General features: G+C 35.7%; 14 protein-coding genes. 10 read left to right on the forward strand and 4 right to left on the reverse strand.

The annotated features are described in order from the left end of the window. Window positions 1-239: 239 nt before the first annotated feature. From JKP71_RS08700 to JKP71_RS08715, 4 genes are all read left to right on the forward strand, one after another. Entirely contained in the window at window positions 240-668 is a 429-nt protein-coding gene (locus JKP71_RS08700) for a Spx/MgsR family RNA polymerase-binding regulatory protein (RefSeq protein ID WP_234446125.1), read from the forward strand. A gap of 107 nt (window positions 669-775) precedes the next feature. Then, the gene (locus JKP71_RS08705; RefSeq protein WP_075524437.1) at window positions 776-1,018 is read left to right on the forward strand and encodes a GlsB/YeaQ/YmgE family stress response membrane protein; all 243 of its coding nucleotides are present in this window, start codon (window positions 776-778) and stop codon (window positions 1,016-1,018) included. 156 nt (window positions 1,019-1,174) lie between these two features. After that, a complete protein-coding gene (locus JKP71_RS08710) occupies window positions 1,175-1,699 on the forward strand; it encodes an Asp23/Gls24 family envelope stress response protein (RefSeq protein WP_234446127.1) in 525 nt (174 codons plus the stop codon). 153 nt (window positions 1,700-1,852) lie between these two features. Next, window positions 1,853-2,338: a TspO/MBR family protein gene (locus tag JKP71_RS08715; protein WP_200407721.1), complete on the forward strand. Its 486-nt coding sequence runs from the start codon at window positions 1,853-1,855 to the stop codon at window positions 2,336-2,338. A gap of 43 nt (window positions 2,339-2,381) precedes the next feature. Here JKP71_RS08715 and JKP71_RS08720 read toward each other — a convergent pair whose 3' ends face one another. Together JKP71_RS08720 and JKP71_RS08725 are read right to left on the reverse strand one after the other, a co-directional pair. Then, complete coding sequence (locus JKP71_RS08720; RefSeq protein ID WP_200407722.1) at window positions 2,382-4,487, reverse strand: VWA domain-containing protein; 2,106 nt, start codon at window positions 4,485-4,487, stop codon at window positions 2,382-2,384. Window positions 4,488-4,785: 298 nt separating this feature from the next. Next, window positions 4,786-5,604 (reverse strand): LysR family transcriptional regulator, encoded by an 819-nt coding sequence (locus JKP71_RS08725; RefSeq protein WP_200407723.1) that lies wholly within the window; start codon window positions 5,602-5,604, stop codon window positions 4,786-4,788. 152 nt (window positions 5,605-5,756) lie between these two features. On the opposite strand from JKP71_RS08725, the gene JKP71_RS08730 reads away from it, so the two are divergent. Both JKP71_RS08730 and JKP71_RS08735 read left to right on the forward strand, forming a co-directional pair. Continuing rightward, window positions 5,757-6,710, forward strand: a complete 954-nt coding sequence (locus JKP71_RS08730; RefSeq protein ID WP_200407724.1) for a TDT family transporter — start codon at window positions 5,757-5,759, stop codon at window positions 6,708-6,710. Between the two features lie 104 nt (window positions 6,711-6,814). Beyond that, complete coding sequence (locus tag JKP71_RS08735) at window positions 6,815-7,813, forward strand: choloylglycine hydrolase family protein (RefSeq protein WP_200407725.1); 999 nt, start codon at window positions 6,815-6,817, stop codon at window positions 7,811-7,813. Window positions 7,814-7,852: 39 nt separating this feature from the next. Here JKP71_RS08735 and JKP71_RS08740 read toward each other — a convergent pair whose 3' ends face one another. After that, window positions 7,853-8,170 (reverse strand): helix-turn-helix domain-containing protein, encoded by a 318-nt coding sequence (locus tag JKP71_RS08740; protein WP_075524432.1) that lies wholly within the window; start codon window positions 8,168-8,170, stop codon window positions 7,853-7,855. Between the two features lie 503 nt (window positions 8,171-8,673). On the opposite strand from JKP71_RS08740, the gene JKP71_RS08745 reads away from it, so the two are divergent. Further along, on the forward strand, window positions 8,674-10,179 hold the full coding sequence (locus tag JKP71_RS08745; RefSeq protein ID WP_200407726.1) for a helix-turn-helix domain-containing protein: 1,506 nt from the start codon (window positions 8,674-8,676) through the stop codon (window positions 10,177-10,179). 46 nt (window positions 10,180-10,225) lie between these two features. Here the strand turns inward: JKP71_RS08745 and JKP71_RS08750 are convergent, their stop codons facing one another. After that, window positions 10,226-11,581: an MDR family MFS transporter gene (locus JKP71_RS08750; protein ID WP_200407727.1), complete on the reverse strand. Its 1,356-nt coding sequence runs from the start codon at window positions 11,579-11,581 to the stop codon at window positions 10,226-10,228. A gap of 238 nt (window positions 11,582-11,819) precedes the next feature. Between JKP71_RS08750 and thmT the strand changes: the two genes are divergently transcribed. The 3 genes from thmT (at window position 11,820) to coaC (ending at window position 13,378) form a co-directional block, all read left to right on the forward strand. After that, a complete protein-coding gene (gene thmT, locus JKP71_RS08755; RefSeq protein ID WP_200407738.1) occupies window positions 11,820-12,002 on the forward strand; it encodes a 2-hydroxymuconate tautomerase in 183 nt (60 codons plus the stop codon). A 142-nt stretch (window positions 12,003-12,144) separates the two neighbouring features. Beyond that, window positions 12,145-12,849: a phosphopantothenate--cysteine ligase gene (locus JKP71_RS08760; RefSeq protein WP_200407728.1), complete on the forward strand. Its 705-nt coding sequence runs from the start codon at window positions 12,145-12,147 to the stop codon at window positions 12,847-12,849. Next, on the forward strand, window positions 12,842-13,378 hold the full coding sequence (gene coaC / locus JKP71_RS08765) for a phosphopantothenoylcysteine decarboxylase (protein WP_075524428.1): 537 nt from the start codon (window positions 12,842-12,844) through the stop codon (window positions 13,376-13,378). The genes JKP71_RS08760 and coaC overlap by 8 nt, the downstream gene beginning before the upstream one ends. Window positions 13,379-13,424 lie beyond the last annotated feature (46 nt).

The raw sequence follows: 13,424 nt of genomic DNA on the forward strand, positions 1-13,424 counted from the left end.
TTTAATGTTCACCTTGTACTTTTTATCATCACCAACGAGAAGTGACACTAGCTAGTTCTTAAAAAACTATTCCTTTTCCTGTTGACACTTTATCAAAAAATATTTTTTGAATAGATAATATTATTTCCATTAGTCTGAATTAATCAGTATAATTATACTATCAGAACGAATTTTATATCATACAACCTAGTCGTTTAAAAAATACTAACTCAAATGAATAGGTCTAGAATAACTTGGAAGTGAGGAAATCTATGATTAAACTTTATCTAACCTCTTCTTGTGGCTCTTGCCGAAAAGCCCGAAAATGGTTAATTGATAACCAATTAGAATACCAAGAGATTAATCTAGCGACCGGATTAAACCGCGCATCGCTCATCGAGATTCTCTCACTAACTGAGGGTGGAACAGGAGATATACTTTCCGTACAAAGTGATCTTTATAAAGAGCTTAATCTAGATTTTTCAAAAATGAGACTGGAACAATTCCTCAAAACTATCGAAGCATACCCCCTCTTATTAAAACGCCCCATTATTATTGATGAGAACAATATACAAGTGGGTTTCAATGAAGATGATATCCGCAAATTTCTCCCACGCGAATTTCGTGAAATTCAGCGCAGCGGAGCCTATTCTGTTTTTCTTAAACAATGGTTAGAATCTTTAGCATAAAATAAGAATTTAATTTAAAAACGAATCAGATTTCTTGAAGACGTTTTCTTAATGTGTTAGATTAATATTAAAGATGTATGCTATTGCATACTAGAAAGAGGTATTTTATGATTTGGTCGTTAATTGTTGGCGCTCTAATTGGATTGATTGCAGGGGCAATCACAAATAAAGGAAGCTCAATGGGCTGGATAGCTAATATCTTGGCAGGTCTAGTGGGATCCTTTGTAGGTCAGTCGCTTCTTGGAACTTGGGGCCCTTCTCTAGCGGGTATGGCATTAATCCCATCAATTATTGGAGCAGTAATTGTTGTTGCTGTCGTATCGTTTATTCTATCGCGATTGAACAATTAATCAAAAGAAAGATAAAAGAAATACTATCCTAACCTAAAAACTTTTGCTGCGAGGAAATTATATTGCATCAGCTGACATAGGTAGAGTAAGTAAAGCGTAAAAAGAAAGAGAATAGGAGAAAACAAGATGGAAAAAAACATGCAAAATTTCGAAAAAATGGAAGAACATTTTAATCAATCCTCTCACCCCTCTGGTGATTCCTCTGATATCAGAGGTGAACTTACTTATGAAGACAAAGTCGTTCAAAAGATTGTAGGTTATGCGCTCGAGCACGTGGATGGACTTCTTTCTGTTGAAGGTGGCTTCTTCTCCAACTTGACAGGCAAGTTAGTCAACACAAACAATGTTACTTCTGGTGTTGATGTAGAAGTGGGCAAAACTCAAGTTGCCGTTGATTTAAAAATCATCACAGAATATGGCAAAAATGTACCCGATATTTATGAAGAAATTAAGAACGTCATTACTAAAAAAGTGGCAGATATTACAGCACTTGATGTTGTGGAAGTCAATGTGACCGTGACAGATATCAAAACTAAATCTGAGCAAGAGGAGGATGAAGTAACGGTACAAGATCGTGTAGTTGATGCCGCCCAAAGTACTGGTGAATTTACCTCTAAACAAGTAGGTAAAGTAAAAGGTAAAGTGGATGACATGACACCAGATAAGCGCCGTGTAGATTAAATTTTTCTTAGATACAAATGACCTCTCAACAGAGGTCTTTTGTATCTAAGGCCCTCTTCTTTAAACATTCAAAAAAACTTTTAAAACGAGACCAACAATTTTATTCCAAAAAGTTTGTCCGAACTCTTATTACCTATTCAAAAAGGAGAAAATATGTCAAAAACATCTCACTTAAAAACATTTTTATACTTTATTGCTTTTATCCTAATTGTTGAGGGGATTGGCGCTTTATCAAGTCTTTTTGCAGGAGATATAAAGTCAATATATAATAACATGAAGCTCCCTCCCCTAGCACCTCCTGACTATCTCTTTGGTATCGTTTGGCCTTTGTTGTATGCTCTTATAGCAATTTCCGGTTTTCTTATTTTTCGTTTGCTCGGTACATACAAAACAGAGGCAAGACTAGCACTCACTTACTTTGTATTACAACTCTTCATCAATTTTATTTGGAGTATTATCTTCTTCAAAGGTTATTATTGGAGCGGAGTCATAACAATTCTACTTCTTGATCTCATCGTCTTTATCTGTCTTATTAAATTCCTAAAATTAGATAAAGTGTCTGGAATTTGCTTGATTCCCTATTTGATCTGGATTCTCTTTGCTACTTATCTGAGTATCGGGGTTGCACTGTTAAATTAATTAAAAAAACTGCTTCACAGCAGTTTTTTCTATATTAGTGTTTTTATCCCTCTTCATTTAAAGGCTTTTTATAAAGATAAAAAATTCCTCCAATAAGTAGAAGACATATTCCTCCTACAATCATATTATCCATTTTTTCCCCCGTTTTCGGCAAAACTTTTTTTGCTTTTTTGCTAGCAGATGTCTTTGTGTTCAAGCCACTACGAGATGAGGAAATAGAATTTTCAGTCCTGTTAGTTCCGTCATCATTAGAACTTGCCTGCGGTGTTACTGGTGTTACTGGTGTTTTTGAGTCTGAAGTAGATGAAGTACTTGTACTTGTACTTGTACTTGAATCTATGGTTGATGTAGAACTACTTGAACCTGTTTCCGTGGTAGAATTGTCTTCTTCTTCACCTTGCGATAATTTATTGACAATAGTAAAGCTGTTACCATCTTTTGTCACCGAACTTTCAAATTGTTCAGGTATATCTAATTCTGTAACTTGATATTCAAAATTATCCCCATTATTATTATACACTGGCAGATTCATAGCAACACCATTCACAGGTAACGTTTCATAAGTTTTGTTGAACCCCTCATCCTTACTAAGCGTTATCTTATCGCTTTTAGTCCATGTGTCAGAGGTAGAATTTTTTCGAGTGACCATAAAGTTTATAGAATCAGGTATTAACGGTGTTGCAACATTTATCCATTGTTTTTCAACATTTAAAATGACTTTCGGTGCTTTGATAGACGGTACTGGGAATTCTAAATATTGTTCCGTATCACTTTCTGGGTCTAATGTTGTTTCACCATTACATTGATACCATGTTTCTCCTTTAAAATCAGCGCTCTCGGTATTTATACGAACGTGGTAGGTCATGGTAATACGTTCATCCTGACCGAGGCTAACATTTTCTAGTGTCAAAATATTGTTCTCTTCACTAACTTGAATGTCTTTCGTTACATCGTCTGCTTTTTCCCATGCTCCGTCTTCATTTTTACGCCAACCTTGGAGCACATAATTTTCGGATGTAAAATTACCTGCACCTTGCAAGAGAATATCCTTCCCCATTGGATCCGTAATCGTCCCCTTTGGGATAGTCTTATCAATATTATCTGCAATATTTCCTAGAGCTTCGCCAAGTCCAGCTAAATTTTCATCAATAGTAAAATAGTTATTTGGCGTAGAAGCAATATTTTTAGCAATATATACCCCTCGATCACTTGGAGCCACACCAATTGAATAGCAGTTAATATTACTTTCTTTAATTTGAACAACTGTACCTAGTGTTGCATCGGTAACTATACTCTTATCAACTAAAGTTCCTTGTGCATCAGTAGTCCCTGATTTATCACTTGTATTATAGGCATCAGAACTGACTTGAAAATCCTTGTTGTACTTATCGGTATGATAATTATTATAATCAGTGATTTCACCCTGATTGGTGTATTCCGGTGCTCCCTCTACCGGCAAATAGCTTCGATTAGCACTCCCATCACCGATATGGATTAACATATGTTCAGCATTAGCTCGTCCACCTTGGTCTAATAATTTTTTCCCCTCTATCATCCCCTTCTGAACGAAAGTGCCCGCATGACTTTCAGCAGTATTTTTTAAGAAGTTTTCTAAAGTTGAAATATCACCAGTTAAGCCATCCGTAGCGTAAACATATCGATTATAAGCGACAATACCGACTCTTATATTGCCACTTTGAAGAGAATTTTTTAGCTCAGCACCAAATTCATCCAAACCTTTTAAGGCATTAGTAAGTTTTTCCCCCTTCATCGAAGAAGAAAAGTCGATGACAAGGACAATGTCGACTGGATGGTCAACTTGATTGCCCTTTACATCTAATGTCACATCGAACAGCCCCTGTTTACTTGCATTCGCCTGAACACTTTTTTTGAGGTAAGCCTTATCAGAATAGTTGACATAGCCCTCGTCATCAAAAGCCACACCATTGACTGCCCCATAATTGTAATTGTAAGTATCCCCATTTGGTATTCCGTTCTCAATATATACCCCATTACTGTCATTATTATACTTAAATGACGCGGTATCAGCATGAGCTGGCGATTTGATGTTAAAAAAAGAAATAAAAAATAGGGCTAAAATAATAGTTAGTCCACATTTTACTATCCTATTCTCATTAAAAAATCTCACTTTTAAAACTGCCTCCTTTTTAAATGTTATCCTTCTCCCAAATGAACAACTGAAGTTTATTAAACTTTCAGTCTTTCACATAAAAGGTCATCTTTAGAATAACTTAACTTTTAAGAGATTTCAAGGAAGAATTTAAGAGCAGCGTACCTATTATAAAAAGAGAGTAAAGAATCTTTTTTTAACAAGTAAGCATTAAAGCTTGGTTTAAGGCATTTTCTCCTCTTTTAAAATGAAAAGTTATTGGATATTTTTAGCGAAAACCGAAAAAACGACTTCTAGAGTCTATTTTTTGGTTGGGTTAGCGAGTAACCGTTTGTTTTATCTTTTGAACTAATGTTTGAATAAGAGGATCACGCTCATCAGCAAAAGTCACACCTAGAAATTCTCTCTGATATTTTTCACCAAGTTCCTGATAAGGAATTTCTTTGGTGATAAATTGCTTGGAAATTAAAGAGGCTCCTAACCCTGCACGGATGTGAGCAATGATCATTTCATTGCTACTCATTCTCACAATATTCTTAGGCAAGACCTTCTCCTCTTTCAGAAATTTTTTGACGTAATGGCCTACGCCTGAGCCTACTTCGCGTATAAAGAAAGTCCCTGTTTCCGTACTCCCTGCTAAAACCAATTCATCCTGTCCCAAAGGAAAAGTTTCCGTTTGTTCATTTGCAAGTGGTTTTTCAACCACTCCGAAGTGCAAATCATGATTTGAAACAAGATCAAACACTGTTTCTGAATCATACATTGAGATTTCTACATCCAGATGCTCTAGATCCTTTTCAAAACTCTTAAAGATATTTGGCATGAGGCTAATTGCAGCACTGTGTGAAACACCAATCTTAAAGGGGTGTTTTTTTAATTGTTTCTCTTGAATCTCAGCTTGTAATTTTTCCCAATTTTTTATATATTTGAGCGCTGGCGCATAGAGATGCATAGCAGCTTCAGTCGGGATTACTTCTTGATTTTGCCCTCTAGAAAATAATGAAGTCCCTAATTCTTCTTCTAATTTTCGGATGCGAACAGTAACAGTGGGTTGAGAGATAAATAAGTATTTACTCGCGCGTGTAAAGCTTTTGGTTTCATAAACAGCAATGAAAGTTTCAAATAATGGAAACATGGCTTCTCCTTTACTAGATTATTAAGTAGACTCGTTTAATTATCTTTTTTAATTTATTCTATTATAATAATTCATTTTACAAATTAAAACAAGTCATTTATACTGTAAGAAGTAATAAAGTACAAATATATATTAGGAGGCTACGTGTCTTTATGAAAGAAAAACTTATCTATTTTTTAGAAAAACTCCCCCTCCCTATTTGTGGGCTAATCTTAGCCCTTATCTCTTTAGGAAATCTTCTCTTAACAGTTGGACATAAAACGCTAGGAATTTTCTATATTCTTGCTGGTTTACTTTTAATGTGTCTAGTCTTTGCCAAGATAGTGTTAACTCCAAAACATGCGATAAGGAGTTTAAGAGATCCCATCATTGCTTCCGTGTCGCCAACTTTTACAATGAGTTTGATGGTTATTAGTAGCGTTCTCTGTCGTGCTTTCCCAGATATTAAGTTCATCGACGGTCTTTGGTGGTTCGCGGTAGTACTTCATTTTATATTGATGATTTATTTTTTCCTCTTACATATTATTAAAGTTCCCAAACTAAAAATGGAAAATATCTATCCAAGCTGGTTTATTACCTTTGTAGGCATCGGTGTAATTGCCAGTACTTGTCCTGCTTTTCATTTAAAGACAGGTCAGATTGTCATTTACTTTGCTCTTTTCTTCTATTTTTTGCTCCTCCCTCTAATTATTAAGCGTATATTTATTTTTAAACAGTTACATGAATCTGCTCTGCCTCTTATCACAATTCTTACTGCCCCAGGTTCTCTTTGTTTAGTTGGTTATCTCTCTGTTTTTGGAACGCAAGGCAAAAATTTTATAATTTTTCTCTTCATATTATCTCAATCGATTTACTTTCTTACCCTTTTTACGATTAGAAAAATATCACATGCTAACTTCTATCCTAGCTATGCTGCTTTTACTTTTCCCTTAGTCATTTCAGCTACAGCTGTACACCTTGTGCTCCAAAATGGTCTTCTCTCTCATCCTTTTTTCACACTTCTTTCTTATCTTGAACTCCTTATTGCTCTTATGATGGTAACTTATGTCTTGGTACGTTACCTCATCTTTCTCCTAACAAACGTAGCGTTCATATGCAAACATTAATAAAACCATTTTTTGCGCTTCTTCAGTTCGCTTTTAGAACTTGAAGTACCTCTACTTTTGTATTAGGATAAGAGAAAGAATCTTAATAAATACTGGAGAAAGATATGATAGGTTGTAGTAGTTTCACACTAGAAACAGAAGATAAAAAGCATCTCTTGTCACGTACTATGGATTTCCAAATAGAAATGGCAGAGCAAGTTGTTTTCATTCCAAGAGATAAAACTTTCAAAACCTCTTATCGTTCACAAACAACGATAACTTCCGAATATTGTTGCCTCGGGATGGGTGAACTTTCTGAAAGTGGGCCTATTCTTTTTGATGGTATTAATGAGATGGGGGTCACCGCAGCAACACTCTATTTCCCAAGGTTTGCCGAATATAGTAAAGAAGCATTAGACAAACAAGCGATTGCACCAGACAAAGTGGTTCCCACTGTCCTCACAAGGGCTCAAAACCTCCAAGAAGTCCGACAACTTTTCGAGCAAGAGATTACTATTGTTGATGAGAGTAACCCTACTTTGAATGTTACTCCACCACTTCATTACATCTTTTCTGATAAGTCTGGTCAATCCTTGATTATTGAGCCTAGAGCTGGTGGAATAGTGATTATTGAGGACTCTATGGGCGTCATGACAAATAGTCCTGACTACCATTGGCACGAAACCAACCTAAGAAATTATTTATCTTTTACGCCCCATCAACGTGAATCCGTCAATTTTTTGGGAGGAAGGCTGGATCCTTTTGGGCAAGGTTCAGGAACATTTGGTTTACCTGGAGATTTTACCCCACCTTCTCGTTTTGTTCGAACAGCTTTTTTAAAAAATTATACAACTGTTGCTGCGAATGAGATTGAAGGTGTTACCCTTTCTCATCATATTTTAGAATCTGTAAGTCTTCCTAAAGGTATTGTAATTACTGCTTCCAACTCGATTGACTATACTTGTTATACTGCATCTATGTGCTCAGAATCTGGGAGCTATTACTATTCGACCTACAATAACCAACGGATTCGTAAAATTTCCTTAACTCCAGCATTAAAAAATGAATTAGACTATAAAGAATTTCCTGTTAATAATGAAGAGGATATTCTTTCACTAAACTAATAAAAAACGTCCTGTTCTGGACGTTTTTTAATTACGAGATTAACTTGCAACCACTTCATTTAACCAATCTTTACAGAGATCGTACATTTCGATTTTTTGTTTAGGAGAAAGTTCTTCAAATATTTCATTGACGGATTCAATTTGCATACTATTGGACTTACCAAGCAGATAATCGGGCGTTACTTTAAAGTAATCTGCGATTTCCATCAACCTCACACCGGAAGGCATTTGGTGATTTTTATAGTTATTTAACGAATTTCTAGGATAGCCCAATTCTTTTTCAACTTGATTAAGGGATTTTCCGAGTTTATGACTCAGTGTTCTTAAGCGCGTATAAAATATATTATCTGTACTCATAGTTTCTCTATATTTTCTAATCTTACCTTTATTTTAAAATTAAAAAGCTCACTAAATTATCAATTTTGGCAAGCTCTAGCTAAAACATTATATCGTCTTAAATCTTTACTACGATATTTTTATACTTCAAATTCTTGATCTTCATTTTTTTCTTTCTTTTAATCTGTTTTTTGAAAATAGGATTTTTTCGTTTAGTCATCACTTTTAGTCCACCTTCTCATTCATTTCAAAGAATTATGAGTCCTCCGTCAACCAGAAGGACATTGCTCTTTTATTATAACAAACCTAAAGAGAGCTTTTTGTTCGTTTTTTGAACTCTAAAAGTCCAAATAGTGGGATTTATATTTTTAAAGGGAGATGATTAACCGCTTTCTTCCTTTTGTTTTAAGACTTTTTATTAATAAATGATTCATTTCTTTACTTTTTAAAGAGGGTATTGCTCAGTGACAGGCTTTCGGCTATACTAGTATTAGATAGAATACGATATTCATTGGAGATAAAGAATGTTTGAGAAAGATAAAGAAGCCTATTATGAGCCACTTTTTAATCGTGATATTACACATAAGGTTGTCATTTTAAAGTTACTTTACAATAAAATAGATGGTGTCAATATTGAACAGTTGATTGCTGCTACTGGCTTAGATCGGAGGACTATTTACAAATACATTAATCAATTAAATGATTTTTCACTTAAGGTTTATAATAAGGAGGCGATTGTTTATTCTCCGAATAACAATTATCGTTTTCTTGGGAATAAGTTAGATCTTCAAAATTTGAAGGTAGCCATCATTGAATCAACTCCAATTTATGCATTGGTCAAACTTTTTCTTTCAAATAAAACCGTTAACCTCCATACCTTCTGCGTGGAAAATTATATTGGTGAAAGTACTTTTAAACGTCAAATTCGCAAAGTAAACCAGCTCTTAAAATATGTAAAAGCTTCTATTTCTATACGAAAAGGCGAGCTGGTGATTTTAGGAGACGAGGCTACCATTCGTTACTGCTTTATTACTTTTTTATGGCGGACTTATCGCGGATTAGATTGGCCTTTTGATTTAATTCCCCAAGAAAAAATTGATGGTCTTGTGAACTTTATATCATCTCGCACGAGTGTCTCAATCAGTACAGGAAAACGTCAACAATTGGCTTATATTTTTGCTGTTAATATTGCCAGAGCAAATATCAAACTCGAACCGATTGAGAACAATATCCCAAGTTACTCAAGTATCTTAATTGAACTAAGTCCTTTTTATAAGCCATTTAAGGGTTATCTGGAGGAGAATTTTTCTCTTGGTAGTTCAGAAATAAAATTCATTTTTAATTTTCTACAGACCTTTCCTGATTTCTCAATGGTGAGAAAAAATAATCAAGAATTTTTACATAGTATTAAAGGACTTTCGCATCCCGTTTATAGTAGTATCAGCCAATTTATAAATTTTGTGAGAAAGCAGCATCCTGAGTTCGGATTAGAGACTAGTCAAGGAAATACATTTGTAGGTCTTCTGATTGCTTCTCATATCTTTATTGATACTTTTACAAATTGTTACTTTAATATCTCTGATATCAATTTAACAGCTTATGCAATGGATAAATTTCCTCACCTCATTCCAACAATTTATGATTTTATCTGCAAGACGAGTCCTCACCTTGAGCTGAATGCTAGAAAAACTTTAGCTGTACGTTATGCGCAAGCCTATGTTATGGTTTTTCCTCCTCAAGATTTTGAACCAGAGATTAATATTTACCTTGATACAGACGTGCCTGTTTATGTAGAAAGAATCCTCATGCGTAGTATACGTTCTGTACTTAATCCTCTATATAATTGTAAGCTAACTACAGCTTCAAATGAGGATAAAATTGATTTAGTCTTAAGCACCCTTGATTTTAACGACAGATTTTCAAAAACACCTCAACTTTTCATTAATGCAGAGCTTTCTGAAAAGGATGCAAAGTATATCTTGGCAGAATGCCGTAAAATTATTTTGGAAAAAGAAAAAGATAGAAAATAATTTAAACCATAAAAAACCTCGTTTCTGTCGAGGTTTTTTTATGAACTTAAATCTTTTTTTTCAAACCATATAAAGCTGAGCTAAGGCTAATCAAAATAAGAATAAAGAATAACACTAAAATAAGAGAAGTACCTCTACTGGTGCCCTGCGTAAATCCGTTAATCCTTTGAAAAAGTGTGAGAATACTAGCCACGAGTGCTGTTGCTACCGCACCAATAAACTGTTGGGCTGTATTGACTAAAGCATTACCATCCGAGAGCTCTTGTGCTTTGAGAGTACTTAAACTAGAAGTCATAAGATTACTGTAAGAAATTCCAAGGCCTAGCATCATAATCATGTGCGCTCCTAAAAGAAGAAAGAGTGATTTTGTAGCTAGAAGAACAAAGAGAAGAACAAGTCCCACACTTGCCAAAATTAAACCTGTAATAATGGGTTTTTTTGCTCCAATCTGATCCAGTAATTTCCCTGAAATAGGGGCTAATATAGCACCAATCAGTGCTCCAGGGAACATGAATAATCCCGCAATAGAGGAATTATGTCCTCCTGAGACTTGTAAATAGTTAGGGATTAAAAATGATAGGCCTAAAAGTAGAGCTTGATACACTAAAAGGCTAAATAAAAGTGCCACAAAGCGCCGATGCTTTAAAATAGATAATTGAATAAGGGTTTCTTGGCGATTGTAATGAACGAAAAGTAAGGCGCTCACTACTCCAACAAGCAATAAGCTAAAGAATAAGATAAGACTGTCAGCACTCAAGGCCCAAATAAAGGCAACAAACATGAAGGAAAGGGTAAGTACAGGTCGCCAAGCCAAAGGTTTCTTTTCTTTTGGTACTTCTTGTGGAAGGGAAAATAAACCAAGAATCAGCGAAATAATGATGAGTGGAAAGAGAAAAACATAGATGTATCGCCAATCAAGAATATTGGCGATAATTCCCCCATAAGTTGGACCAATAGCTGGTGCAATCGAGGTTGTGAGCGTACCCAGTCCCATCATAGCTCCTCTTTTTTCTAGAGGTGCTTTCGTTAAAATCAAATGGAACATCAGAGGAAGCCCAATTCCTGTTCCTATCCCTTGGAAAAGCCGTCCTAATAACAGCAACGTAAAGTTAGGAGAAAAGCAATTTATCAGGACGCCCACCATAAAAAAGAGGTTGGCAACTATAAAAAGTTGGCGTGCTGAAAAGCGCTGATTAAAGTATGAAGAAAGGGGAATAATAACTGCGATTACTAATAAATAAATCGTTGTTACCCATTGAATTTTTGAGGTATTCAGACCAAACTCCTGGATCAATTTTGGAAAAGTAACATTCATCGCTGTTTCGATAAGTACTCCTGAAAATGATAAGAGCCCTGCGGCAATCACTGCAGCTAAAAGGTGAAAATTTTGTGTTTTTTTCATGCAATAAGTGTCCTCCTATTTTTAAACAAAAAGAGGCGAAATTATTATTCTTTAAGGAATAATAATTTCGCCTCTCTATCGACATAATTTCTTATGTTATCTGTACGAAAGTTATAACTCGACCATTATACTATAATTATAAAAAATTGCAAGTTTTTGTCTTCTTTTATGATAAAATAGAGAGAGTTTATTAATAGAAAGAAAAATATAGTTGGACTATATTTTAAAGGTTTATATTATGCCGTTTGTTCATGTAGAGTTATTTGAAGGACGTACTGTGGAGCAAAAAGCTGCCATTGCTAAAGAGATTACTGCTTCCATTTCTAAACATGCAGGTGCGCCTGCTTCAGCAATTAATGTTATTTTTACTGACTTGCCTGAAGGAACCCTCTTTCAAGCTGGAGAAATAAGAAAAAAATAAGGTGTTCCCCCTTTATTGTTAGTGACGGTTCTATCCTTACTGACGGAACGGTCAGTTCCCCCAAATGAAAGAAGATAAGCTTTTCTTGAAAAAGTTTTTCGATTAGGCTAAAATGAAGGCAAATAGGAAAGATGGATAAATTATGAAAGTATTGATTACTTCTGGTGGAACGACCGAGCCGATAGATGATGTACGTGGAATTAGTAACTTTGCCACAGGTGCACTTGGTAAATTGACGGCTGAGTATTTCTTACGCGCAGGCCACGAGGTCATCTTGCTCTCAGGTGATAAGGCACTCCGCCCTGAACCTCAAGAACGATTGACCCTAGTACCTATCATGGGTACTCAGTCGCTTTATGAAGTGATGCAAGATGTTGTACCCCAAGTTGATGTTGTGGTACACAGTATGGCAGTGAGCGATTATCGCCCTGTTTATATGACAGACTTTGAGCATTTACCTGATGAGCTGACAGAAGCATCATTAACCACTTTTCGGCCAAAAAGAGAAAAGAAAATTTCATCAAAGGCTGATTTCCAGATTATGCTCCTCGAAAAGACCCCTAAAATTATCAATGCGGTCAAGCAGTGGAACCCTGATGTGCTCCTTTTTGGCTTTAAACTCCTTTCGGGTGTAACTCCCGAACGACTCTTGAAAATTGCACACGAAAAATTAAGTCAAACAAAAGCTGATTTTATTATAGCTAATGATTTGGAAAATATTCAGGGTCAAGCGCATTTGGCTTATCTTGTGTCAGAAAAAGATGCTGACCAAGTCATCAGTATGAAAAATAAGTCGCAAATTGCTGCAACAATTCTTAAAAAATCGGAGGAACTTCGTCATGACTAAAATTACTTTGGCTGTTACTGGCTCTATCGCTGCCTACAAAGCCGCTGATCTTGTCTCCTTATTAACGAAGCAGGGTCATGAGCTCACCGTCTTGATGACCCGAGCTGCTACTCAATTTATCACGCCCTTAACTTTACAAGTCCTCTCGAAAAATAAAGTCCACTTGGATATTATGGACGAGGAACAACCTGCTGTGGTCAATCATATCGAATTGGCAAAACAAACAGAGCTTTTTCTCGTAGCGCCGGCAACAGCAGATACCATCAGCCGCCTGGCACAAGGACGTGCTGATGATATTGTCACTTCTGTCGCTCTGGCCCTGGAACCTGGTACACCTAAGTATTTGGCACCTGCGATGAATACTAAAATGTATCAACATCCCCTCACCCAAAGAAATATTGAGATTCTTAAAAAAATAGATTATAATATGATTCAGCCTAAAAAATCTCTTCTGGCTTGTGGAGATTTTGGTGAAGGCGCCCTTGCTGAGCTAGCTGATATTGTTTCTGCGCTCCAGCCATCATTATAAATTGATGTGTTTTTAAATTAGTGTTAATGTTAACCTTATCATAGGC

This window comes from Lactococcus taiwanensis (genome assembly GCF_014905395.1).
Lineage (GTDB): Bacteria > Bacillota > Bacilli > Lactobacillales > Streptococcaceae > Lactococcus > Lactococcus taiwanensis.